Here is a 24,852-nt window from a genome sequence, read left to right as displayed (position 1 = left end):
AAAACCCAAACGAGAATCTATATCATTTATATTACCATGCGAATCGAGATGACTCTAGACCTATTACATTCGTTAAGAAGTGTGATGTTGGAAACTGTGAACAAAATACGAGAGGAAGGGAAAATTAAACGAAAATTGGCTATATAAAAGTGATGAGTTAAATGATGGTTAACCACTCAAAAATCTGTGTCTGGTTCCATTTCGCAATAAAAAAGCGCCCTAAGGCGCTTTTTAAACACTAAGAGTATTAACTTAGCTTAGAACTTAACCGTTACACCACCGTATATAGTACGGCCAATGGTGTCGTACACTTCTGGAACTGTACCAGCATCACTACCGTTAGTAACGTATAGCGGCTTCTCGTCAGTAAAGTTCTTAACACCTAAGCTAACTGTGGTGCTGTCATTTACGTGATAAGTCCCTGAAATATTGTGATACAGAATAGAATCAACACCTCTTACCGCAGCAAATGGTTCATCATTCACATCATAGTCAGTGTAATTATCATTCATAGAACGGATATAGCGGTTGAAGTACATTACACTCCAGTCATCTTGACCCGCAGAAATGCTGAAGTTGTTACGAACACGAGAGTAAGCACCGAAGTTCCCATCGATAGTGCCAGTATAGTTTTCACCATCTTGCTCATAATTGATGAGATATGTGGTGTCATTGCTGACTTTCCAGTCTAACCCAAACAATGCAAAGCTATAAGCTAAGTTGAAATCAATACCACTAGTATCCTGTGATCCAACGTTTGTTAATGCGCTCGTTAAATTAAACAAATCACCATCGGCAGTAATATTGAATGTGCTACATGCTTCAGCATCACCTTTATGACAAGCATCTAAACCGACTTGAACATCTGCACGAGCAATAGCATCAGTTACTTTGAAACGCCAGTAGTCTAAAGTCAGAGACATGCCATCGATATAGCTTGGTGAGTAAACTAAACCAGCAGTATATGATTCAGATTCTTCAGGTTTTAGATCTTTATCTGATGTGCGGTTAACTAGAATCTGTCCTGTTTGTTCATTCAGAGGTAACCAAGGGTTAGTTAAATAATCAAAGGAACCTGAATTACCACCATATAATTCAGCAACACTTGGCGCACGGAAGCCTGTAGCAGCAACGGTACGCAACATAAGTTCATCAGATGCTACATAAGTCAAACCAATTTTCCACGTTGTAGCTTTACCAAATGTTGAGTAATCATCTAAACGCAGTGCAAATTCACCGGTTAATTTCTCGGTAAAAGGCACACTCACTTCTTGGAAGATAGAGATAACGTTGTAGTTACCGCTTGTTGGATCTTGCTGAGCAGCAGTACTATCACCAGCGACAACTACTGGATCAGGATTAAAAAAACCACTCTCACGGCGGTATTCAGCGCCGATTGCAAAACCCACTGCGCCTGCACTTAAATCGAAAAGTTCACCATTCAAACCTGCAGACAAAGTTTGTTGTTCATTGCCGCCAGTTGATTTCTCGTCATAAGAAACGTCCTTCATCTCATTCGTCAGTGGAGAACCTTCAAACCACGCATATGGATCTGCATAAATAGAAGCGGCCATTAATGTTGCGTTAATAGAGTTATCAACGCCAGTTTTAGCCTCGTTCTTACCAAATGTGTAATCCACATTCCAGTTCATACCAGTATGAACGTCCAAAGAACCCGCTAAGCCTGCGGATAAACGCCAAGTATCGGTATCTTGGTTGTAAATACGAGGTCCAACATCATTCATGCGTCTGTTATATTGCACTTGTCCACGGGCATCAGCTTTAATGCCTGCATCAACCATGCCTTGGTCAAGATTAAGGCAACCAGCTGTTGGATCTTTCACTCTTGGGTCACCGCAAACATTTAACTTGATTTGCGCAGGCTGTGCCGCAAGCTGTTGGTTAGAGCGACGATTGGTATAGATAGCATCAGCCGTCAATACCACATCATTACCTAACTCTTGTGTCATATTTGCAAATAGGCTGCGACGCTCGCTTGGCGTTTGGAAGTAAACGTCATTCGAATAATCATAACCAGTGGCTCTGTTAACCCAATTACCATTCGCATCAATTACCTTCTGGTTTAATGCACCAGTTGGAATAATTGAACTCGTATTATCGAGTGGGTCGTACCAATCTCGATCCCCCTGAATCACGCCACGACGGTCTGCATAAGCGGCACCAAAAGTGTAATTACCACCATCGGTGTTGAAACCGTACAATGCACTGACATCACCGCTTTCACCATCGCCTTTATCAGTGCCACTGCCGTTGAAGTCTAATTGGAAGCCTTCAAAGTCTTTCTTAGTGATAATGTTTACTACACCGGCAATCGCATCTGAACCGTAAACGGCTGATGCGCCATCTTTCAGAATTTCAACACGGGCAATCATAGCAACAGGAATCGAGTTTAAATCAACCGAACTATTGGCACCAGAACCCGAGTTCACCATGCGGCGACCGTTCAGTAGTACCAAGGTGCGTTGAGAACCCATACCACGTAAATCAACCTGTGCAACACCGTCTGCACCGTTGTTTGTCGTTGAACCTACGGCAGCACCAGCCATTGAAGTTTGTACTTGTAGCATTTGGTCAACAGAAGTGAAACCTTCTGCTTTAATCGCAGCAGCATCGATAACGGTTACAGGAGAAGCTGTTTCCATATCTTGGCGCTGAATGCGTGAACCCGTGACTTCAATACGTTCAACTTTTGCTTTTTCTTCCGCAGCAAATGCGCTTGACGTTACAAATGCACCTGAAGTGATAGATGCAACGATAGCTAAGTTAATAGCCGACGCTACTTTGGTTCTTTTGATCATGTATGAATGCTCCCTAGATCTTACTATTATTTTTATGCTTACAGCTTGTACAACTATTGATGTACTAGTGTTGCACTCGATACTGAGGATTCACTTTAACTCCGTCAACACTCAAAATATTAACCAATCAAAAATTGATGTTAATAAATGTGAGTTAACTTGTTTTATTTGATGGTTTTTATTTTCGATAAAACTTAATCGATATAATTTATCAGAAGCTAAGTCTTAATGATGATAATTAATAAGTGATTAACACTGTTAACGAGTTACTTTTATGAAACATGTTCGGCATCAAAAAGTGTGATAAAGATCACATTTAATTATTCAAGCGAGAGCCGCAAACTGGAATGAGATACTGATTAAGCACCACTTAAATTGCATAGTCATGAACATTAGTAACTTATATGCAGCCATAATTATGGAGATAACCTTGCTAAATCAGTGCATAGCAGAAGATACAAACAGTATCAATTGTGCTATTTATGCACACAAAGAAAATCACCTTCGAAATTTCAACAATATTGCTACAAATTATTCCGTATACCAAACCCTAGCAAAAGATAACTGTAGTGAGTATTTGTGTTGAGGATTTAGTAACCTAAGGCAAATTATTAAATTAAGTTAATCTCAGAATAAAAATCAATTTTGATAGTGGATAGTTCATATTTCTGCTCAATAAACAAACTAAATAGATACATTTGTTAATTAATTTAGGTTCGCGTCAATTAACTATAAATATACAATTTTCTGTATAAAATCTATTGTAATCGTCTAAATACTGAGCTAAAAAAGACGAGGCGCCCTGGAATGCTGATACAACTTAATGATGAGAAACTCATAGCTATCAAGTTTTAAAAAGTCTTATATTTAACGCCATTTCAAACGCTATTCGATTTGCCAAAATCTCACTCCTATTGTAACCAAAGTTAAATTTCACCCATTAAAAAGCGACCACTTAGGTCGCCTTTCATTATCGGTATTATCAAGCAGATGGCTATTCAGGTTTGATCAACTCAAAATGCTGGTATGCCCGTGCGGTTGCAATGCGGCCGCGGGGCGTGCGTTGGATAAACCCTTGCTGGATCAAGAAAGGTTCTAACACATCTTCAATGGTTTCACGCTCTTCGCCGATGGCTGCGGCTAAGTTGTCTAGTCCTACTGGTCCACCCATAAATTTATCGATAATAGCCAGTAACAATTTGCGATCCATATAATCGAAGCCTTCGCTATCCACATCTAGCAAGTCTAAAGCGTGTTCTGCCACAAACTTGGTGACTGCGCCGTCATGCTTCACCTGCGCGTAATCCCGCACACGGCGCAGCAATCGGTTAGCTATTCGCGGCGTACCGCGGGAACGGCGTGCGATTTCAAATGCGCCTTCGGCATCAATATCCAGCTCCATTACCTGCGCCGAACGCGTGACTATGGTGCTTAAATCTTTGATGTTATAGAACTCAAGCCGCAGCGGGATCCCAAAACGCGCCCGCAGTGGTGAGGTTAATGCCCCTGCCCGTGTTGTCGCGCCCACTAGAGTGAACGGCGGTAAATCAAGCTTGATGGAACGCGCTGCTGGCCCTTCACCTATCATGATATCCAGCTGATAATCTTCCATCGCAGGATACAAAATCTCTTCTACCACAGGGCTTAATCGGTGGATTTCATCGATGAATAGCACATCACCGGATTCAAGATTAGTCAGGAGAGCTGCGAGATCCCCCGCTTTTTCAAGCACCGGCCCCGAGGTAGATTTAATGTTTACCCCCATCTCGTTCGCCACAATCATAGCCAAGGTAGTTTTTCCCAATCCTGGCGGGCCATAGATCAACATATGGTCTAAGGCTTCGTTGCGATTCTTCGCCGCTTGAATAAACACCTTGAGCTGTGCCCGAGTGTCATCTTGGCCCGTGTATTCATCGAGCATTTTAGGGCGCATTGCCCTGTCGATGGATTCATCTTGAGCTTGGATCTGCGGCTGGATGAGTCTGTCTGCCTCAATCATTGTTCTTCCTTCTCGCAGCTTTCATCTTAATTATCATCATTATTCAATTAAAGCATCGACTTAAGGGCAGCTTTGATCAGGGTTTCTGAATCCATACCTTCTTTGTAGGCTGCAGAAACTGATTTACTCGCCTGCGGCGGTTTATAACCCAGCGAAATTAAAGCTGAAATGGCGTCTTCTTCAGCACTATTAACAGTCGGCGCAGGAGAGTAATTAGATTGCAGCACAAACTCACGCTCTGAACCTGCTGAGGCTTCCATCAAGCTCTTGAGCTTATCGCGCATTTCTACCAGTAACCGCTCGGCGGTCTTCTTACCCACACCGGGTAATTTCACTAAGGTCACTATGTCATCACGCTCAACACAACCGACAAATTCACCTGCAGTCATACCAGATAAAATGGTCAGTGCGAGCTTGGGACCCACGCCATTGGTCTTGATCAATAAGCGAAATAACGCCCTTTCCTGTTTAGTGATAAAACCATAGAGTAACTGTGCATCTTCACGCACCACAAAGTGGGTGTAGACCATAGTTTCATGGTTAACTTCAGGCAACTCATAAAAGCTGGTGAGCGGCATCTGCAACTCGTAACCCACACCATTAACATCGATCAAAATTTCTGGCGCTTGTTTCTCAACTAACACGCCCCTTAAACGACCTATCATCTGTACCGTCCGTATGTTCTTGCCGTTGCCCGGCCACTCAATGCGATTAAACTCTGGCTGGTGTGATAATGACACACAGCAACACCGAGTGCATCTGCGGCGTCAGCTTGTGGGGCTGCGGGTAATTTAAGTAGTTGTTGGATCATATGTTGTACTTGGGCTTTTTGTGCTCGCCCCGTGCCAACGACTGCGCTTTTAATTTGAGTCGCACTGTATTCTGCCACAGGTAAATTGGCGACAGTGGCGGCGACAATGGCCGCGCCGCGTGCTTGGCCAAGCTTGAGTGCAGAATCAGCATTTTTTGCCATAAATACTCGCTCAATCGCAAATTCGTCCGGTTGATACTGACGAATAATCTCAGTGATCCCATCAAATATTTGCTTAAGCCTGCCAGGAAGCTCTTCAGACGAAGTGCGAATACAGCCACTGCCGAGGTAAATCTGATGCCGTCCCTGACATTGGATCACGCCGTAGCCTGTGATCCGTGAACCTGGGTCAACACCTAAAATAATTGCCATTTAATGCCTTATATGGGATCTGAATGTTCGTCTCAGTTCCTGGATTAGCGAGTGCCCTACGTTAGCGTGTGCGAGCTGAAATTGGTCTAGATTGACGCCCAAATCCAGCTCACTGTCAACTAACCTAGGCTTGCCATCACGTCATCGGAGATTTCCGCATTATGATACACTTCTTGCACATCGTCATGATCTTCAAGGGTATCGATAAGGCGCATAAATTTTTCGGCGGTGTCTAGATCAAGCTCAGCTTTCGTCGAGGCGATCATAGCGATTTCAGCGTTATCAGTTACAAAGCTAGCTTTATCGAGTGCATCTTTCACCGTATAGAAATCAACGGGATCGGTGAATACATCAATCGCGCCATCATCATAGCTGACGATATCTTCCGCACCCGCTTCAAGCGCCGCTTCCATCAATGCATCTTCATCGGTTCCCGGCGCATAGGATAACACCCCACGCTTAGTGAACAGATAAGAAACCGACCCATCCGTGCCTAAGTTACCGCCCGATTTACTAAACGCATTGCGCACACCGCTCACAGTCCGATTACGATTGTCCGTCATGGTTTCGACCATCACAGCGGTGCCGCCTGGGCCATAACCTTCATAGAGAATGGTTTCGAGTTGCTGACCTTCTAACTCACCGGCGCCGCGTTTAATCGCGCGCTCAACCGTATCGCGGGTCATATTGCCACCGAGGGCTTTATCAATGGCGACACGTAATCGTGGATTGGAATCGGGATCTGAGCCGCCTTCACGGGCTGCGACGGTTAATTCGCGAATGAATTTAGTAAAGAGTTTACCGCGTTTAGCATCTTGAGCTGCTTTACGGTGCTTAATGTTGGCCCATTTACTGTGACCTGCCATGGGAAGTCTCCTTAACTTAGGTGTCATCGCATAGCTTATCAAGAGCCGAGGTGTAATGGATTGAATAACGGCTATTTAGAATTGAACTAACAGATATGATAAGCAAAGAAATGACGGTTCACTAAAACAGACCGAGGCTTGCGCCTCGGTTTTCGGTACGACTAAAAATAACTTACAAGGACTAATGCTAATCGACTAACGCCAATCGACTAATGCCAATCGCCTTTCACAAAACGAGTTACACAACGTCGACTTGAATAAGATCAATTTGCATAGGATCAATTTACAAAAGTCCTGTTACAAAAGATCAGTCTTCCGTTTTAACGGCTTTCTCAACCACGGCAATGCCAAGTTCAGCTAACTGCTGCGGATTTGCAAATCCTGGTGCGTTAGTCAGCGGACAAGCGGCTGTAGTCGTTTTCGGGAACGCCATCACATCGCGGATTGAGCTTGCGCCCGTCATCAACATGATGATGCGGTCTAAACCAAACGCTAAACCTGCATGTGGCGGAGTACCGTAACGCAGCGCTTCTAACAGGAAGCCGAACTTCTCTTTAGCTTCTTCGTCGGTAATACCCAGAATACGGAATACCGCAGACTGCATTTCTTGGTTGTGGATACGCACTGAACCACCGCCTAATTCGCAGCCGTTTAATACCATATCGTAAGCATCAGAAACGCGATTGGCTGGGTTAGCTTCAAGTTCTGCTGCGGTTACGCCACGCGGTGCGGTAAATGGATGGTGAACCGCGTGGAAGCTGCCGTTGATCTTCTCAAACATCGGGAAGTCAACCACCCACAGTGGACGCCATTGACCTTCAAGTAAATCAAAGTCTTCGCCCGCTTTAAGACGCAGTGCGCCCATAGATTCGGCAACCACAGTCGCTTGATCAGCACCAAATAGGATAATGTCGCCAGTTTGTGCGCCAGTGCGGCTGACGATTTCATTGACTATGCTTTCGTTTAAGAATTTCAGCACAGGTGATTGAATGCCCTCTAAGCCAAGGCTTAGGTCATTAATCTTCATCCACGCTAAGCCTTTAGCACCATAGATGCCAACAAACTTCGTGTAATCATCTATTTGCTTACGAGACAGTGCAGCGCCGCCTGGAATACGCAGTGCAGCAACACGGCCTTCTTCATCGTTAGCAGGGCCTGAGAATACCGCAAATTCGACTTCTTTGAGTAAATCGGCAATGTCCACCAGCTCCAATGGGTTACGTAAATCTGGCTTATCGGAACCGAAACGACGCATCGCTTCGTTGTAGGTCATGCGCGGGAACTCGCCCAGATCGACGTTCAGCATTTCAAGGAACAGACCGCGCATCATCTCTTCGGTTTTCGCCATCACTTGCTCAGAGCTCATGAAAGACGTTTCGATATCGATTTGGGTGAATTCTGGCTGGCGGTCGGCACGTAAATCTTCATCACGGAAGCATTTTACGATTTGATAGTAACGATCAAAGCCTGACATCATCAGCAACTGTTTAAACAGCTGTGGCGATTGTGGCAAGGCAAAGAACTGACCTTTATAAGTACGGCTTGGTACTAAATAATCGCGGGCACCTTCTGGGGTTGCCTTGGTCAGGATCGGTGTTTCTATGTCTAAGAAACCATTTGAGTCGAGGAAACGACGCACAGAACTGGTCACTTTAGCGCGGAAAATTAATCGCTGCGCCATTTCTGGGCGACGTAAATCTAAGTAACGATACTTAAGACGTTGCTCTTCGCTGTTGTTCTGGTAGTTATCCATGCTCAATGGCAGTGGATCGGCAGCGTTGATGATAGTCAAGGCTTGGCCTAAGACTTCAATCTCACCCGTCTTCATTTGACCATTGACTTGGCTGTCAGGACGGGCGCGAACTAGGCCTTTAACCTGAACGCAAAATTCGGCGCGCAGCGTGCTGGCGACATTGAACACCTCAGGTAAGTCTGGATCATAGACCACTTGGATCAGACCTTCTCTGTCTCTTAAATCTAAAAAGACAACGCCACCCAAATCACGGCTACGATTAACCCAACCTACCAAGGTAACTTCTTGTCCAACGTGAGACTTATTGACGTCTCCACAATAATGACTGCGCATCTAACTCTATCCTTTATCCGGAAACCGGTGCTTTGGAAATAATCAAAACGAGATAAAAGCGACATTATAGTAAAATAATGCCGATTACCAAAGTACTTCACACTTAGGCGGTGAAGTATCAAACAGTTTTACGCCCTTGACTAGAGGCGAACGCACTATCTGAGCATGAGCGTTCAAAAAAACATCAAGCTGAGCGATAACAACGCCCGCCGCAACTTTTTGCTTGGTACATCAGCTGATCGGCTTTTTTCAATAAGCCTATCGCGGTATCACCATCGCGGGGGTAAATCACCACGCCCATACTAACCGCTATGCTGACACTGACACCTTGAATAAGCAAAGGGCTCGACAGTGCCTGTAGAATATTATCAGCAACTTGGGTTGCAGCATCGAGATCTTGCACACGATTTAGCAGGATAACAAACTCATCGCCGCCAAATCGCGCCACGGTATCTGAGCCACGGATAACCTTGGTTAACTTTTGGGCGACCTGTACCAGTAATTCATCGCCAATCGGATGACCATGTTGATCATTAATTTGTTTAAACCCATCCAGATCGATAAATAGCAAGGCAAAATGCGCTTGCTCGCGCTGATGGGACAGCAAAGCTTGGGCTAATCTGTCATCGAGCAAGGCGCGGTTAGGTAACTGAGTCAAAGCATCGTGGTTCGCCACATGCAGCAAACGTTTTTCAGCCACTAATCGCTGAGTGATCTCACGATTTAAGCGGCGATTTACTAACAACACTGCCACCATCACTAAGCACAAGATTATCACGCCAAATACGATATAACGCAGCCATTGCAGATATTTAGCACTCTCTGTCACGACAGAAAATGACACCCAACGCGCATAAATTTGCTGCTGATGCTGAGTATCAATCAAGGCTAAGGCTTTGTTAATCATTGGCACCAGCGGCGCAAACTGAGGATAAACACCAATATGGCTATGCTGATCGGCAAGATCACTCAGCAGCGACATTTTCAGCGTCGGGTAGTGACTGGTTTTAAGTTCGGAGGCCAATGTCACCACTTTATCGATAAACACATCCGCATTGCCTTTCGTCACCGCCGCCAATCCCGCCTGCGTATTTGGCACTATCACTAACTTGAGTGAAGGTTCCAGACTCATCAATTGCGCCACCAAATGATAGCCCTCGACCACGGCCACCCTTTGCCCTGCAAGCTGGGCAATATTGAATACCGAGACTTGCTCCAATTGCGACACCAATGCCCACGGCGATGGCCAATAAGCCTCACTAAACGCTAAACGCTGCTGGCGCTCTGCCGTTTGGGCGACACTGCCGGCTAAACTTACCTCGCCCTTTTGCAACGCCTCGATTAACGAATGCCAATCATCAAAGGCAACGGGCGTCAGCTTAAGTTTGAGCTGTTCCTTGAGTAATTTGACAATATCGCTATTGATCCCCGCAAACTCGCCCTGCTCATCCATAAACTCCATCGGCGGCCACTGCTTTAAATAACCCACTTTAAGCTCACCTACACTTTCCACATAGGCCTGTTCTGCAGGGCTTAGGCTGACGTGGCGATCAGCTTGAGTAAAAACATGATCTTTAGGATTGAGCATCCATTTATTTTCAATATCGGCAAACTCTTGATTGCTAATACTGTTAAACCCATTGGCGATCCGCTGCGTCAGACCAGGATCATCACTGCGAGTCAGCACATAAATGTTGGTGCTAAATTCGAGATCGGGGTACTGGCTAAAGTCAGACCAGCCTTTATTGAGCAGTAAATAATGGGATGTCCATGCACCCGAAGCCACAAAGCCGACAATCTCGCCCGATCTTGCGCCCGCGACCATGGCATCCATATTATCGTAATAGCGCAGTGCTACTTGGGGTAAGGCTTTACGTAACTCAACCAGATAAGGCGCCGTCGGCACCACACCAATACGTTTACCCTTTAAGCTGTCTAAATCGGTCAACTGCTGCTGAAAGAGAAATAAGCGGCTCTTAACCGTATATAAGTGCCAAGCCCGATTAAGCCCAGTTTTGACATCATCACTCTCTGGATAACCAATGTGCGCATCGGCAAGACCTCGGCGCACGTCATCCACACTGGAGTTCATATCGCCAGAAATAAAATCAACGGCGATACCGGTCTTCTCGGACCACAATTGCCACATGTCCACATACAAGCCATGGGGTAAACCATCAACACCTAAGTCCACAAAAGGCTCGGCGCCCAGTTGCATGGAAATAACAATCCCAGCTTGTTGACGTTGGTAGCCAAGCCATCGTCGCTCTGTTTGTTGGATAAAGTGCGGGTCGAGCGCGGTGAAACCTTTATTGATCCTGTCAACTAAATCAAGATTGCCCTTTTTCACTGCAGGAACAAATTGCATCGCCTTAATTTGGATTCGCGCCGTATTGGGATAATTCGCAGCAACCTCTTGGGATGAAGCGGGATCTTTCAAATAACCTTCTAAGCCCGCAAACACCATAATCTCACCAGCGGCAACCCCAGTGAGTAATTTCTCACGACTTTCGTAACGTTTAAACACGAGCTGAGGTTCGATACGGTGCAATTCCGCTTCGTGGGATGAAGCCGCCACCACACCAATTTGAAAGGGAATGAGTTCTTTAGTGGACTTTTTACCCTGCAGGGATTTATGCAAATACAAAAAGGTACCAACATCGGCGATGGGCACAGCAAAGTCGAACTCTTGCTCACGCTCTGGAGTTTTCCCCATGCCGATATGCACTTGCGCCTTACCTTGCCGCAGTTGATCAAGGGACTCGTGCCAGTGGCGCGCCACAAAAACTACTTGGGTATGGCTTTGTTTCGCCCACTCTTTCCATAAATCGACCAGTAGTCCAGTCGGCTCGCCATCGTTGTCGACATATTGATAGGGAAAGCTATCTTCACCCATCACCACGATTAATGGCTCGTCGGGCAATGGACTTGCCTGCCCTGTTATGCTCAAAAAACAGCTGCACAAGATCACGATTAAGTGGATCACAAACTTCAAGTTGAGCCCTTAGTACTTGATGTACATGTAACGATTTTGTTATCTATGGCGTATTAGACAAAAATTTATCGCAAATTACCAGTATGAGACTTGCTGCTAATCGATCGGATTCGTTAAAATGCCGGGTTGAATTCCCATGAAAAATCTCAGATGAACGTTTCTCAAGACACTATCTACGCTCAAGCGAGCGAGCATATTAGCGATTTCCAGTTTGATAACCGTGTAGCAGGCGTGTTCAGTGACATGATCCGCCGCTCTGTGCCTGGATATACGCAAATTATCAATACCATAGGCGATTTTGCAGATCGTTTCGTCATGCCAAATACTCAAATTTACGATTTGGGTTGCTCACTCGGCGCCGCGACCTTAAGTATTCGTCGCCAAATCCAAGGTCGCCAATGTCGCATTATCGCCGTGGATAACAGTGAATCTATGGTTGCCCGCTGCCAAGAAAACCTGAATGCCTATGTTAGCGATACTGACGTCGATCTGATTTGCGGTGATATTCGCGATATGGATATTCAAAATGCCTCACTGGTGGTACTCAATTTCACCTTGCAGTTTTTACCGCCAGAAGACAGAGAAACCCTGATAGCCAAGATTTATCAGGGCCTAAACCCCGGTGGGATATTAGTGCTGTCAGAAAAAATTCGCTTCGAAGATGCCCCGATCCAAACCCTATTGGAAGAACAGCATTTAGACTTTAAACGCGCTAATGGCTACAGCGAACTCGAGATCAGCCAAAAACGCAGTGCGCTGGAAAATGTCATGAAGCCAGACACCTTAACCACGCATCAACAACGACTCACCAGCCAAGGCTTTAGTCACTTTAGTCTCTGGTTCCAATGCTTTAACTTTGCTTCTATGGTGGCCATCAAGTGATCAGCTTTAGCTCGTTTTACCAACAAATCGCCGATTCAAATCTACAACACTGGCTCGAAACCCTACCGAGCATTTTAGGTCAATGGCAACGGGAGCATAAACACGGTAACCTGCCAAAGTGGGAAAAAGTGCTCAACAAGCTGCACTATCCTGCACCAGATCAAATAGATTTTATCGATAGCGTGACCGTCGGTAGCGGCGAGCAACTCAGCCCTGGTGAAAAAGAGAAGCTAGAAAACCTACTGCGTCTGTTTATGCCATGGCGTAAAGGCCCTTTCCACATTCATGGCATCCATATCGATACCGAATGGCGCAGTGACTGGAAATGGGACCGCGTTAAGCAACATATTTCGCCGCTGAAAAACCGCACTGTGCTCGATGTCGGTTGCGGCAGTGGTTACCACATGTGGCGCATGTTGGGCTCAGGTGCCAAACGTGTCGTCGGTATCGACCCTTCGCCGTTGTTTTTATGTCAGTTTGAAGCAGTCAAACGTTTAGCGGGCACACATCACCCTGTGCACTTGTTACCCCTTGGCATTGAAGAGCTGCCACCGCTCGATGCATTTGACACAGTTTTCTCCATGGGTGTTTTGTATCACAGACGTTCGCCTATAGATCACTTGTTACAGCTGCGTGATCAATTGCGCACCGGTGGTGAGCTCGTGCTAGAAACCTTAGTGATAGATGGAGACGAAAATGCCGTACTCGTGCCTCAAGATAGATATGGCAAAATGAATAATGTATGGTTCATTCCGTCAGTTGCCGCGCTCATGCTCTGGTTAAAGAAGTGTGATTTCACCGACATACGTTGTGTCGATACCGATGTCACAGCCCTTGCTGAGCAACGCCGTACCGACTGGATGCCTAACGAGTCACTGGTTGAGTACTTGGATCCTAACGACATCACCAAAACAGTTGAAGGTTATCCTGCGCCCAAACGCGCCACGATTATCGCAGTGAAAAATCAACCTAATCAAGATTTAACCTGAACTTTCAGTCTGAAGTCAGCAAATATCAGCCATAGCGTCCTCAATGTTCGAGTGGGTAATGGCTGATATCAATCGCCGAAAGATCACTATTCCTCTCGTTTATCTGGAATATAAAAGTGTTCAGCCGCTCATTGTGACTCCTTCCTGAATAGCAATACATTTGCGACTCTCACCCTTACCGTTGACATCCATAACATAACAGGGTTTCATGCATAACAATGACTTGAAGCTAGCTCAATTAGATACTAAGCCAAAGTTAACTCATTCCATCACAAATGCAGAACACATAACCCATGTTAAAATCCACTTTACTGGTTAGCCTGCTTGGCTTGAGCCTTTATGCTACAAATGCCGCCTACGCAGCGCCAAGTCCTGTCCCCCTCTTAGTGGAGCAATGTCTGCGTTTGCCAAACATTGAGCTTGCATCTGCCTTCGCCAACGCACGCTTAACAACAGCACAATTAACCTTGGCTCAGCAGGCGCTTATTTTTGAGCAACAGACGATAGGGCTTAATAATATCAACGACAGGCTCAACTATTACCGTGGGTTTAACTTACCGAGTGAAGAACGCGAAGGCTTACTCCAATGCCAGTTACACCTCGCCGATACTCTGTCGCAACTTATAAACCAAGCAGAGTTTGGCCAACTTGCTTACGCTTTAGCCCAAGGTAATGCAGAACAAATACTGTTGAGCCAACAGCTTAAACAGTTACTACAACAGCATTGGAGTGCCGAGGAAAAAGCGAAATTGCATACAGCGCAGGCCAGCATAGGCCAAGGGTTAGGCAGCCAACAATTTAGTCTTGCCTTCAATGACTGCCAATGCCAACCCGAAGCGACTCAGCAGCAACATCATCTGCATAAAGAAGAGGATAAAAGTGACGAGCCGAAGCGCAGCAGTGCAAAGCAAAGCGATTTTTCGGGCACTATCGTCAGCTACTTACTGACACAGGAAAACGCCGTATGTCGCCAAAATGTATGGCAAGCCTACCAAGCCAGAGCGAGTGAAACCAATCAAACGGCATTACAGCGAATTGCAGAGCAGCGCCAACAAGCCGCCACTGCGGCAGGCTTTACCGATTACAGCGCATTAGCGCTTAGTTCGCAGCAGTTATCATCCCCTGAGTTGGTCAAAGCCTTTCTTGATAGCCAAACCCAAGATTTGCAAGTGGCTCCCTGGGATATTGGACGTACTCTGTCACAACAAGCATCAGCCAAGGGCCCCACATGGCAGACCTCAGACGTCTTGAGTCGCAGCTTTACTTATCTGCAAGTGTTTGGTTTGCAGTTTGAGACCATAGCAACCGCCAACGCCGAGAAAACACCAACCGATCCTAATCGGCCGCATATTGTCAGGGTCTACCACCAGCAAAGATTGTTGGGTGAAATCTATGTGGCGTACAACCAAAATCCACAGCAAAGTAGTCAACAGCAGACATTGCGCCAAAGTATACTCGGCCAGCAATTTGGACAACAGGCGTTGGATCTTAAGCCGCAACTGAGTAACTACAAAGACATTGAACAGTTAACCGAATCCATCGCAGAAGCAGTGACTTCCCTTGCTAAAGCGAGCCATTTTTACCTCAACAATGCCATGGGACAAAGTCAGGATAGCCATTTTGTGGCGAGTCTCTGGTTAGCTGAAGTACTGCGCCATCAACTCTTTCCGCAATTTGAGCAAAGCTATTTACAAGAGCGTGAAACACTGGCTAAAGCTTATTCGAAACAGCTCAAAGTCTTTCGCGCTAAGGTTGCAGTCAACTTTTATCAAGATGTAAATTCACAAGTCTATCCGGATATCGGTGCAGAGTTTAGTGCTAGCTTTGGTCAAGACTGGCTGCAAACCAAGGATTATCCCTATAGTTTCAATGCTATCGCCAACGAAGGTCCACTTTACTACCAATCACTCTGGCAAGTATCGTTAGCCCAGCTGATTGATCAAGCAACATTAGGCTGCCAAGACAAACTTCAATTATTCAATTTGTTAGTTGTCAATGAAGACGCTTTAAACGTAAGTGAACAATTGAATGCCATCATTGGTGCGTCCGTTGATAGCGCTTCGCTGATCCAAAGGATCTCCAATCGCACCGCTTCGGAACATGCTGGTAGCTCTGACAATCAAGCTTTCAACGCCACAGGTTCTTGTGCGTTTTAAAAGTGAATGCATAAGCTGTGTTTGTGACTCGCTCGGGCGCAAACACAGTTAATCGTCATGATTCGCCTCTCGAACACCTCAATAACTTAGCACGACATAGCTAGCAGTATGTCGTGAGAATGACTGACTCTATGATATTTAATTGAAAAAGTCGTAAGAAGTGGCCACTATAAGCCTCAATCTATCGTTTTTTTGAGATTATAATGACTCGAGCTAAATCTACCTTAGAACAATGGCGCATTTTGCAAGCGGTCGTCGATTTTGGCGGCTATGCTCAAGCGGCCGAAAAACTCAACAAGAGTCAATCGTCACTCAACCATGCGGTTGCCAAATTACAGCATCAATTGGGTATTGAACTACTCGAAGTCAAAGGCCGTAAAGCCTATCTCACTCAGCAAGGCGAAGTACTACTGCGCCGCTCACGGCATGTCACCCAAGCCGTCAACGAGTTAGAACAGCTCGCGAGTAATCTCGAACAAGGATGGGAGCCGACACTCACGATTGCCCGTGAAATTATCTATCCGATGGAAAGCTTAGTGTGTGCCCTCAATGCATTTCTGCCCCACAGCCGTGGCACACGCATCATCATGCTGGATTCTGTGATCACTGGCACCCAAGAGCTCATTCTGCAGGGTAAAGTCGATATTGCAATCTGTGCAGGGGTACCGCCTAAAGGGTATTTATCCGAACCCTTATGTGAACAAGAACTCTACCTCGTCTGTCATCCAAGTCACCCACTCGCGGACTTAGGCACAATTGAAGACGATAAACTACTGGCACAGTATTTACAGTTAGTGATCAAAGATACTGGCGTGCAATCTAATATTGATATCGGCTGGCTCAAAGCTGAGCAGCGCTGGACAGTCTCTAACTTCCACGAGGCAAAAGTCATTCTTAACCAAGGTATTGGCTTCTGTTGGATCCCGTCTTTTTTAGTCCAAGAAGAATTAGCTTCCGGCAAGTTAGTGCGTTTACATCTTGATGGCAGTCAAAAACGCCGCATCATGTTGAGCCTAGTGATCCCCAATAGGGATCAACAAGGACCAGCATCCAAACTGCTTGCCTCATTGATTTTAAAACAGCATGGAATTGAACCGACGAATAGCAACTAATAGCATAAAACCAAATCATGGGAATTGTTAAAGCTTAAACTTACACACTAAAATCAACATAGCGTGCTGGTTGTTGACCCAAGTATTGCGGCTGGATCAATCCTGCTTGTTGCGATGCATTATCTTCAGCACTTGACTCACTCTGCAGTGACGCACTGAAACTTGATGGCGGCTCGTTTATCTTGCTGGTATCTTTTGCGGCCAGAATTGGCAGAACAGTAGCGGATTGCGCATGATTAGGCAGCTCATTTACAGGAGCGAGATTAGAAGGCTGAATATTGGCTTGCGGCGTTACGTCAACGCGGACTGAAGGCCCAATACTGGCTTGTGCAACCGCGGCATAATAACGACTTGCTGTGCTATCGGGTCTTGGAATAAAACGGGTCGCTAAATTCACAGTACTTGATGCTTCTCCAAATGCTAAGGTTGCAGTCGGCGGCTCAATGGTTTCCACTGTCGTTGACGTATTAACTGAGCCGCTGGTACTCGAGATATTAGACTGAGTTTCCGAACTAATACCAGAACTTGTGTCAGTCGTCGCAGTAGTTTTGGCCGTCTGCGCTTCAACCCTTTGAATGAGCTTGTCAACTGCATCTGAGACTGGTGTTGAGACGGCACTTTGGGGCTGAGCGATATTACCTGATTCGTCGACCGCACCCGTAACTACGGGTGTGTGTTCTTGTAACGGCGGTAGCGCTTTAATCAGCGTATCGGCGCCTATTAATGTTTGAGTCGTTTGCAAGTCAACAATTTGTTTTTGTCGCTCCTCTGCCAGCATCACCTTAGCTTCATTCATTTTTTGCAAGGCTTCAGCGGCAACGCGAATATCCGCAGAAGAAGGATCAACCGGAGCCATTGCCGCCGCGTACACTTGCTTCATTTTGTTTATCGTTGCGAGCGGGTCGCCTCCCACTGGAGAAACATCAATCTGCACTTCACCATCGGTGGCATAACGTTGGCCATCGGCACCCTTCTCATACTTAAAACTCGGACTCTGAGCGTACTGCCCGCCTACGGTAGCATGAGCATGTTCATGGGCTTTAACCTCAGAATCTCTGGCCTTAAGTGAATCAACTTGTTGTTGCTGTTGCGCCTGCGCTTTTTCTTGGGCTTGCTTTGCTTGCTCCTGAGCCTGCTGTGCCTCTGATTGCGCTTGTGATTGTTGTTGCTTTGCTTGTTCCGCTGCCACAGCTTGCTGTTTCTGCGACGCTTCTTCCTGTGCTAGCTTTTCAAGCTGATTATCATTTTTAGCAAAAACAGCGGCTAAGGCTTGCTGGCGATCATCGGGGTTAGACGCTATAGCAGGATTTTCTACCTGACTGACTTGAGCCTTAGCGTCACCGAAAACCTGGGTAAATTGTTCCAACAATGTTGGTTGAGCCACTTCATTGCGAGCGGATTGATCTACTGCTTGTGCAGCGTTTGATTGCTCAACAGTCACTGTTCTCGCTGCTGAACTATTACTAATTATATTTCCAGAAGTGTTATTTACAGAGCTGTTTCCTGCCGAGTTAGAGGTGGAGGAGTCAACTACCGCAGCGCCAGTAAAAACAGTTTGTGGCCCAAACACTGCGGCTAAATCAGGCATTATTGGAAAAGCACTGCCCGTATTCGTTGGATTAAAAGCGGGAAGATCTGTGCCAGTCGTATTAATTGATGAACTCGTAGGCGTAAAAATATCAGCGGCAATACTGCTCGTGACACTAAGACTCGGACTTGTTGTAGATAAGGCGTTTGCTCCAAGGCTAGTTCCTATAGTACTCGTGATTGATGAAAATGCCGAAGTCGACACAGGTGTAGCAATTTGTCCCCCGCGTACACCAGAAATGGACCTTGGCCCCGTTAACAAGCTAAAACTGGCATCCGCATGCAAACTTGCCCGATCTTTTAACCCATTGACTTGAGCTACATTTGCTTGAGGAGCATTGGCTTCAGGAAGAGTAATCTGCGGCCTTGATTCAGCAAAAGGATTGGCCTTTAGTGCTTGACTTGCGCCATTGAACGCTGGTGGTAATACAGGCGTAACATCCGCAATTGCAAGCGGCGCTTTTAAAGCATCAATACCTGCGACATTTGAACTTATAGGTGTCGCGGTATTTGTATCGCTGAATAAAGGCGTTGATAATATAGCTGCAGGCATTGCAGAAAATGTTTGAGCGCTCGATTGCAATGAACTAGCAGCCGAAGAACTCGCGTTAAAAGATACATTCGGTGATGAGTGGAGAGATTGAGAAACGTAAGTTACTAATGGAGCAATAGCCGAAGCTTTAACCGGAGCGGTTGAGGTTCCAGTAAAATGTGGTTCATAGGCACCACTCGCTTCAAGTTTTGCGGAGCCTGCTTGAGTGCTGACTCCTTGATAAGTGCTATTAGCGTGAGTCTTGCTTTGACTGTGTCTTTGGCTTAAATCAGTGCTTAGCGTCTTATCATGTGCCGAAAATGAAGAGGATGGCGCTCCAACCTTAGGTGATAGCGCCACAACCGACATGATATTTACACCTTAATATTAATGATCGAACCTATCGTTTCTGAATCAGTTTCAATCACTTCTGTTGAGGCTTCACCTTGTCTTAATGACTCATTTGCTGCCAGTAATGCCGATGTTTTATCGGGCTGGGCAACATCTCTAGCAGGCTCAGCCGGAGATGCACTTTGCGTCGGTGTCGGTTTAGCCACATCTATTGTTGCTTGAGTGAGCCCAGATTGCGCACTTTGCAAGCCTTGCAGACCGGATGAATAAGCAGATTGGATTTGCATAACGGTATTCCTGCACGCTGTGATTAATGGGTTAATTATTAACCAACGGATTACAAAAGTACAGGTTTTATCCGCATTCTCGGCCTTAATTTACTGTCTGTTCTATCTAGTGATCCAATTAGCTTCCCAATCTTTAAATACCGGATTAAAACCCTGCCGTTGCATCTGTTCGATAACTTGCTCGACACTGCGATCATCGCTTATCTCAAATTGATCGAGTTGACTGTCAGGCGCTTGATAGCCTCCCGGTTGTGTCGAACTGCCCGCACTGATTTGAGTGATCCCAAGTGGCAAAAGATTATCCCTCAGCTCAGGACTTTCCCTTGTCGACATGCTGATATCAAGCTGTTGATTAAAAAGTCTAAATGCACAAATCATTTGCACTAAACCTAGATCCGATAGCATGACTTTTGGGGTGATCCCGCCAGTACAAGGTCGTAACCTTGGTAGCGAAATACTAAAGCGGGTGCGCCAATAGCGTCGCTCTAAATAGTCGAGATGATATCCCATCATTAACGCATCTAAACGCCAATCATCCAGCCCGAGTAATACCCCAAGACCAATTTTATCAACGCCCGCCGCCGCAACTCTGTCAGGTGTTGCTAAACGATAGGCAAAATCCATTTTTTTACCTCGGGAATGGTGACGAGCATAAGTCTCGGGCTGATAGGTCTCCTGATAAATCATCACAGCATCTAAACCTAGCGCGACTAACTGGCGATAATGGTCCTCACTCATGGGCTGGACCTCCATCGCCAAATGGCTAAATTGCTGCTTTACCAGCGGCAACATTTGCTTGAAATAATCGATGCCGACCTTAGTTTCATGCTCACCTGATACCAGTAAAACAGAATCGAAGCCCCTATCTTTGATGATGGCCATTTCGGCCATCAACTCCAGCTCATTCAAGGTCTTGCGTTTGAGTTTGTTACTCATGCTAAAGCCACAGTAATCACAATCATTAGCGCACAGATTCGAGACGTATAGCGGTAAATACATACCCAGATTCGCGCCAAATCGCTGCCGCGTAAGCGCCGCTGAACGTTGTGCCATGGTTTCTATATAAGGTTCAGCCGCAGGTGATAACAGGGCCAGTAAGCTACGTAAATCCCCTGCTGGACTCACTAACGCCCGCTCAACATCCTGGGCAGCGCAAGAATACAAATCGAGTAACAGTTTATCCCGTGGGATCTTGGCAAATTCCGCTACAAAACTCATTGGTTTAAAAATCCCGTCAGAGGACTTGTCTGTACCGCGCCCGTTTGTACTCGGCCAAGCCCAGCTTCAAAGGCCCGTCTACCGCATTGCACCGCCTCTTTAAAGCACTCGGCCATCACTATCGGCGACGCACTGCTAGCGATGGCGGTGTTAACGAGCACCGCATCGGCGCCCAGCTCCATTGCCCGCGCAGCCTGCGAAGGTGCGCCAATGCCGGCATCGATCACCACAGGCACCCGCGCCTGCTCTATGATGATTTTTAAAAAGCTTTCAGTGACTAAACCCTGATTACTGCCAATCGGACTCGCCAGTGGCATAACCGCAGCGCAGCCCACCTCTTCCAAGCGGCGACAGAGCACAGGATCGGCATGCACGTAGGGCATCACGATAAAGCCTTTCTCACAGAGGATTCTAGCCGCCTCTAAGGTTTCTATCGCATCGGGCATTAGGTACTTAGGATCCGGGTGGATTTCGAGCTTAATCCAATGAGTTCCCAGCATTTCACGGGCAAGCTCAGCCGCAAACACCGCTTCCTTGGCGTTTCTCGCCCCCGAAGTGTTAGGCAATAGCCGTACACCCGCTTGGCGTAACGGCGTGAGTAAATCATCAAGCCCCATTTTAAAATCAATTCTTTTCATCGCAACTGTCACTAACTGCGATTTTGAAGCCGTTATCGCCTCTAGCATCACTTGGCTATTGCTGAATTTTCCCGTTCCGGTAAATAACCGTGATTCAAACTCCACATCGGCAATCGTTAACATACTAGCCTCCCGCTACAGCTGAAAAAAGTTCTAATTTATCTTCATGTTGGCAGAGAATCGATTGCCAGCGATTACGCGGAACCACCTCTGCATTCAACACGATAGCGACCGAATCGAGGGCTATATCTTGCGCGAGGATCACAGCCGCGAGTGAAGTCGGTTCCGTTAATGGCTGCGGGACATTATTTATGTGAATTAAAATCATATCAAACCTCCATACTTTATAGTTTGCTGGGCTTATCGGATGATGAACGAATCTCTTTTGGACCACATACGTCACAATGGGGATCCCGCGTTAATGTCGCCGCTGTCCATGAAAGTGATTTAGCGTCGAAGCGCCAAAAACGCCCAAACAAGGCACTTTTAGGTTCATCACAACTATCCATACTCAGCAAGAGTTGCATGGCCACCAAAGATTGCATTGACGCCATCACGCCTACGCTCGGCCCGAGTACGCCTTGGGTACTGCAGCTCTGCGACACTCTCGTCTGCGCGGGGAAAATACAGTGATAACAACCACCAGAGGGGAACTGCATTTGGTCGACCGCGAACAATTGGCCGCTAAATGCTGCGATTGATGCGCTGACTAGGGGTAAAGCCGCTTCGATACAGCGGCGATTAATGGCTTGGCGAGTCGCAAAGTTATCTGTGCAGTCAAGCACTAGCACTTTTTTACCCCGTTGTTTTGCCTCTAGAATATCAGCCAAGTGATGAGCCGCAGTTTCTGTATTAAATGCCGTTTCATAGGCAGTAACAGTGCAATGCGGTGCTATGCCATTGAGCTTTTGCTTGGCAACTCGCGCCTTATTGAGTCCAATATCGGCATCGTTGAATAACAATTGTCTTGGCAGATTTGATACTTCAACCTTATCCATATCGATTAAGGTCAAGCGACCAATACCTGCACAGGCCAGATATTGCGCCGCCAATTGCCCTAAGCCGCCAAGACCGATAATTGCGACACTGGCGTCGACCAATTGCAATTGCCCAGCCTCACCGACTTCAGGCAATAAGACTTGCCGAGAATAACGGATGAAATCGGCATCACTGAGTGTATGGCCGCAGTGTTCATTGTCGCTGTGTATATGACCGCAAAGAACTTCTGCGTGAGCAAGCGGTTGGTTTTTACTCATGCTTTGCATCCAACTCATGCTTTACAGCCAGTTCTTCAGACAAGCTACATTGCTCCCAAGCTTGGCTCAACTCTGCAAAGGCGGCTAACGGATTCTTAGCTTTCGTTATTGCGCGCACCACAGCAATATTGCCCACCCCCGTGGTTTTCACCTTTGCCAGATTATCTAAATCAATACCGCCAATGGCGACCAAGGGATAATGGTCTTGGAGTAACGCTACATAGTGTTTAAGTTTTGCAAGCCCTTGGGGCGCCGAAGGCATTTGCTTCGTCGTGGTTGGAAATATATGCCCAAGCGCTATGTAGGATGGCGAGTATTGGTGCGCCAATAACAGCTCGAAATAACTGTGGCTGGATATACCAAGCGCGAGCCCCGCGGCTTGAATGGCCGCTAAGTCGGTAACGGCGAGATCTTCTTGGCCTAAATGTACCCCAAAGGCATGGTATTTCATCGCTAACTGCCAGTGATCATTGATAAAAAGCTGCGCATTAAAATGCTTGCCTAAGGCAATGGCCGTTTGAATTTGTGCTTCTAATTCGGAGCCAATTAACTCAGGTTCGCCTGACTCACATCTACTCAGCGCAGACTTACCTAAATTAAATTCGGCTGGCGCTGCAGTAGTTAATTCGCTGATGTCGGTTTTTATCCGTAACTGCAGGGTTTTAACGCCCGCAGCTAACAAACTTTCCAGCATGATTAAGTCACTCACCACAGGGTAAACACCAAGATCGGCATCGAGCACTTTAAAACCGTGGGATAAAATATTTTGAGGTGACGTGTAGGCTATTCTTACCTGATCTGTTGCGGATAAAACTGTTGCAACTAAATCACTTCTAACATCAAGATGTTGATTGAGGTGATGACTAATAAAATTGCCATCACACAGATTTATCTTGGCATAGCGGGACAAATCATTAGGCCAACCCGTTCGGGCCAACGGCCCTGGACCTTGCCCTAAGCCAACCGCCGCGCTTAAGCCTTGACTCACATAGGCTTTGGCAACAACCACCGCATCTTGCAATACAAAACCTTGCGCTAACACGGCGGCAATGGCCGATGACAAAGTGCAGCCGCTACCATGATTATGACGGGTATTAACCCGCTGGCTGGCTAACCAGAAGCGCCCATTTTGATGCAGCTCAGAACTCGCGCGCACTTGACGACAAACTAGATAATCCTCGGCAAGCTCAAGATCCCAGCCATTACTCTTGTAAGCGGTATCAAGAGTGTTAGCGTGAGTTTGAGCATGAGTATCAGCAAGAATGTCAGTGCTGCCAAAGCTTACATCGCCCCCTTTGGCGAGCACACTGCAATCAAGACTCTGAGATAAAGCCAGTGCAGCAGCAGCGAATTGCGCTTTCGTTGAAACATCACTGTGAGTTAATCGCCCAAGTTCAAGCACATTGGGCGTGATAAGTTCGATTAAACCTTTGAAAGGCCTAAAATCTAAGGCTGATTTAGCCGCACTTTTTATATCCTGACAGTTATCGACTGCTAATGCATCGCCACAACTGGCGACCATCACAGGATCAACAATCACAGGCACAGATGGATAGTGGATTTTAAAACTCGCGATCCAATCTGCCAGCAATGCCACTTGAGTTTGATCTGCCAGTAAGCCGATTTTAATTGCTTTGGGTGGTAAGTCGGAAAGTAAAGTCGTCAGCTGAGCCATTAACATCGCCGCTGATACGGGCTCGACTAAAGTGACCGCCACAGAACTTTGCGCCGTCACTGTGGTGACCACACTGCAACCGTGACAGCCCAAATCTTGAATTGTCGCTAAGTCCGCCTGAATACCGGCACCACCGCCACTGTCTGAACCGGCTATGGTCCAGACAAACGCGGGATGCTCGGTATTCATGGGCGCATTATCCCCATGAATACCCAACATAA

18 protein-coding genes are annotated in these 24,852 nt (G+C 46.4%); 4 read left to right on the top strand and 14 right to left on the bottom strand.

From position 1 onward, the window contains the following. Positions 1–257 precede the first annotated feature (257 nt). From Q4Q50_RS10980 to Q4Q50_RS10950, 7 genes are all read right to left on the bottom strand, one after another. Positions 258–2,819 carry a TonB-dependent receptor plug domain-containing protein gene (locus tag Q4Q50_RS10980; RefSeq protein ID WP_220590326.1) on the bottom strand — a complete coding sequence of 854 codons (2,562 nt, stop codon included), beginning with the start codon at positions 2,817–2,819 and terminating at the stop codon, positions 258–260. A gap of 994 nt (positions 2,820–3,813) precedes the next feature. Beyond that, positions 3,814–4,818 carry a Holliday junction branch migration DNA helicase RuvB gene (gene ruvB / locus Q4Q50_RS10975; protein WP_006081741.1) on the bottom strand — a complete coding sequence of 335 codons (1,005 nt, stop codon included), beginning with the start codon at positions 4,816–4,818 and terminating at the stop codon, positions 3,814–3,816. 47 nt (positions 4,819–4,865) lie between these two features. Then, positions 4,866–5,483, bottom strand: coding sequence for a Holliday junction branch migration protein RuvA (ruvA, locus tag Q4Q50_RS10970; protein ID WP_006081742.1), 618 nt, complete (start codon positions 5,481–5,483; stop codon positions 4,866–4,868). Then, complete coding sequence (ruvC, locus tag Q4Q50_RS10965) at positions 5,480–6,001, bottom strand: crossover junction endodeoxyribonuclease RuvC (protein ID WP_006081743.1); 522 nt, start codon at positions 5,999–6,001, stop codon at positions 5,480–5,482. Before ruvC ends, ruvA begins: the two co-directional genes overlap by 4 nt. Before the next feature lie 119 nt (positions 6,002–6,120). Continuing rightward, the gene (locus Q4Q50_RS10960; RefSeq protein ID WP_259529602.1) at positions 6,121–6,867 is read right to left on the bottom strand and encodes a YebC/PmpR family DNA-binding transcriptional regulator; all 747 of its coding nucleotides are present in this window, start codon (positions 6,865–6,867) and stop codon (positions 6,121–6,123) included. Positions 6,868–7,174: 307 nt separating this feature from the next. Continuing rightward, entirely contained in the window at positions 7,175–8,953 is a 1,779-nt protein-coding gene (gene aspS / locus Q4Q50_RS10955; protein WP_311899297.1) for an aspartate--tRNA ligase, read from the bottom strand. A 184-nt stretch (positions 8,954–9,137) separates the two neighbouring features. Beyond that, positions 9,138–11,948 carry a transporter substrate-binding domain-containing protein gene (locus Q4Q50_RS10950; protein ID WP_311899296.1) on the bottom strand — a complete coding sequence of 937 codons (2,811 nt, stop codon included), beginning with the start codon at positions 11,946–11,948 and terminating at the stop codon, positions 9,138–9,140. A 150-nt stretch (positions 11,949–12,098) separates the two neighbouring features. Here Q4Q50_RS10950 and cmoA point away from each other — a divergent pair, with 150 nt between their 5' ends. The 4 genes from cmoA to Q4Q50_RS10930 all read left to right on the top strand — a co-directional run bounded on the left by cmoA (position 12,099) and on the right by Q4Q50_RS10930 (position 17,087). Next, the gene (gene cmoA, locus Q4Q50_RS10945) at positions 12,099–12,830 is read left to right on the top strand and encodes a carboxy-S-adenosyl-L-methionine synthase CmoA (protein ID WP_311899295.1); all 732 of its coding nucleotides are present in this window, start codon (positions 12,099–12,101) and stop codon (positions 12,828–12,830) included. After that, complete coding sequence (gene cmoB, locus Q4Q50_RS10940; RefSeq protein WP_311899294.1) at positions 12,827–13,819, top strand: tRNA 5-methoxyuridine(34)/uridine 5-oxyacetic acid(34) synthase CmoB; 993 nt, start codon at positions 12,827–12,829, stop codon at positions 13,817–13,819. Before cmoA ends, cmoB begins: the two co-directional genes overlap by 4 nt. A gap of 293 nt (positions 13,820–14,112) precedes the next feature. Then, a complete protein-coding gene (locus tag Q4Q50_RS10935) occupies positions 14,113–15,975 on the top strand; it encodes a peptidase M3A (RefSeq protein ID WP_311899293.1) in 1,863 nt (620 codons plus the stop codon). A 203-nt stretch (positions 15,976–16,178) separates the two neighbouring features. Then, positions 16,179–17,087 carry a LysR family transcriptional regulator gene (locus Q4Q50_RS10930; RefSeq protein ID WP_311899292.1) on the top strand — a complete coding sequence of 303 codons (909 nt, stop codon included), beginning with the start codon at positions 16,179–16,181 and terminating at the stop codon, positions 17,085–17,087. Between the two features lie 40 nt (positions 17,088–17,127). On the opposite strand, the gene Q4Q50_RS10925 is transcribed toward Q4Q50_RS10930, so the two are convergent. From Q4Q50_RS10925 to Q4Q50_RS10895, 7 genes are all read right to left on the bottom strand, one after another. Beyond that, positions 17,128–19,575 carry a putative metalloprotease CJM1_0395 family protein gene (locus tag Q4Q50_RS10925; protein ID WP_311899291.1) on the bottom strand — a complete coding sequence of 816 codons (2,448 nt, stop codon included), beginning with the start codon at positions 19,573–19,575 and terminating at the stop codon, positions 17,128–17,130. A 5-nt stretch (positions 19,576–19,580) separates the two neighbouring features. After that, positions 19,581–19,844 (bottom strand): chemotaxis protein, encoded by a 264-nt coding sequence (locus tag Q4Q50_RS10920; RefSeq protein WP_113940374.1) that lies wholly within the window; start codon positions 19,842–19,844, stop codon positions 19,581–19,583. A gap of 102 nt (positions 19,845–19,946) precedes the next feature. Then, positions 19,947–21,062 carry a 2-iminoacetate synthase ThiH gene (gene thiH / locus Q4Q50_RS10915; protein ID WP_311899290.1) on the bottom strand — a complete coding sequence of 372 codons (1,116 nt, stop codon included), beginning with the start codon at positions 21,060–21,062 and terminating at the stop codon, positions 19,947–19,949. Continuing rightward, positions 21,059–21,823, bottom strand: coding sequence for a thiazole synthase (locus tag Q4Q50_RS10910; RefSeq protein ID WP_311899289.1), 765 nt, complete (start codon positions 21,821–21,823; stop codon positions 21,059–21,061). Before Q4Q50_RS10910 ends, thiH begins: the two co-directional genes overlap by 4 nt. Before the next feature lies 1 nt (position 21,824). Next, positions 21,825–22,028 carry a sulfur carrier protein ThiS gene (gene thiS, locus Q4Q50_RS10905; RefSeq protein ID WP_006081758.1) on the bottom strand — a complete coding sequence of 68 codons (204 nt, stop codon included), beginning with the start codon at positions 22,026–22,028 and terminating at the stop codon, positions 21,825–21,827. Positions 22,029–22,044: 16 nt separating this feature from the next. Beyond that, complete coding sequence (locus tag Q4Q50_RS10900; protein ID WP_311899288.1) at positions 22,045–22,956, bottom strand: HesA/MoeB/ThiF family protein; 912 nt, start codon at positions 22,954–22,956, stop codon at positions 22,045–22,047. Beyond that, the gene (locus Q4Q50_RS10895; RefSeq protein ID WP_311899287.1) at positions 22,949–24,850 is read right to left on the bottom strand and encodes a bifunctional hydroxymethylpyrimidine kinase/phosphomethylpyrimidine kinase; all 1,902 of its coding nucleotides are present in this window, start codon (positions 24,848–24,850) and stop codon (positions 22,949–22,951) included. The genes Q4Q50_RS10900 and Q4Q50_RS10895 overlap by 8 nt, the downstream gene beginning before the upstream one ends. Between the last annotated feature and the right edge of the window lie 2 nt (positions 24,851–24,852).

Source organism: Shewanella scandinavica, from assembly GCF_031932065.1.
GTDB lineage: Bacteria > Pseudomonadota > Gammaproteobacteria > Enterobacterales > Shewanellaceae > Shewanella > Shewanella baltica.
Note: the sequence above shows the minus strand (reverse complement) of the source record. Positions and strands in the feature narration are given on the sequence as shown.

Bases quoted from the DNA above. Each gene is read 5' to 3' on its own strand.
- Q4Q50_RS10980 (WP_220590326.1), bottom strand. From the start codon at position 2,819: ATGATCAAAAGAACCAAAGTAGCGTCGGCTATTAACTTAGCTATCGTT.
- ruvB (WP_006081741.1), bottom strand. From the start codon at position 4,818: ATGATTGAGGCAGACAGACTCATCCAGCCGCAGATCCAAGCTCAAGAT.
- ruvA (WP_006081742.1), bottom strand. From the start codon at position 5,483: ATGATAGGTCGTTTAAGGGGCGTGTTAGTTGAGAAACAAGCGCCAGAA.
- ruvC (WP_006081743.1), bottom strand. From the start codon at position 6,001: ATGGCAATTATTTTAGGTGTTGACCCAGGTTCACGGATCACAGGCTAC.
- Q4Q50_RS10960 (WP_259529602.1), bottom strand. From the start codon at position 6,867: ATGGCAGGTCACAGTAAATGGGCCAACATTAAGCACCGTAAAGCAGCT.
- aspS (WP_311899297.1), bottom strand. From the start codon at position 8,953: ATGCGCAGTCATTATTGTGGAGACGTCAATAAGTCTCACGTTGGACAA.
- cmoA (WP_311899295.1), top strand. From the start codon at position 12,099: ATGAACGTTTCTCAAGACACTATCTACGCTCAAGCGAGCGAGCATATT.
- Q4Q50_RS10935 (WP_311899293.1), top strand. From the start codon at position 14,113: ATGTTAAAATCCACTTTACTGGTTAGCCTGCTTGGCTTGAGCCTTTAT.
- Q4Q50_RS10930 (WP_311899292.1), top strand. From the start codon at position 16,179: ATGACTCGAGCTAAATCTACCTTAGAACAATGGCGCATTTTGCAAGCG.
- Q4Q50_RS10925 (WP_311899291.1), bottom strand. From the start codon at position 19,575: ATGTCGGTTGTGGCGCTATCACCTAAGGTTGGAGCGCCATCCTCTTCA.
- Q4Q50_RS10920 (WP_113940374.1), bottom strand. From the start codon at position 19,844: ATGCAAATCCAATCTGCTTATTCATCCGGTCTGCAAGGCTTGCAAAGT.
- thiH (WP_311899290.1), bottom strand. From the start codon at position 21,062: ATGAGTTTTGTAGCGGAATTTGCCAAGATCCCACGGGATAAACTGTTA.
- Q4Q50_RS10910 (WP_311899289.1), bottom strand. From the start codon at position 21,823: ATGTTAACGATTGCCGATGTGGAGTTTGAATCACGGTTATTTACCGGA.
- thiS (WP_006081758.1), bottom strand. From the start codon at position 22,028: ATGATTTTAATTCACATAAATAATGTCCCGCAGCCATTAACGGAACCG.
- Q4Q50_RS10900 (WP_311899288.1), bottom strand. From the start codon at position 22,956: ATGAGTAAAAACCAACCGCTTGCTCACGCAGAAGTTCTTTGCGGTCAT.
- Q4Q50_RS10895 (WP_311899287.1), bottom strand. From the start codon at position 24,850: ATGTTGGGTATTCATGGGGATAATGCGCCCATGAATACCGAGCATCCC.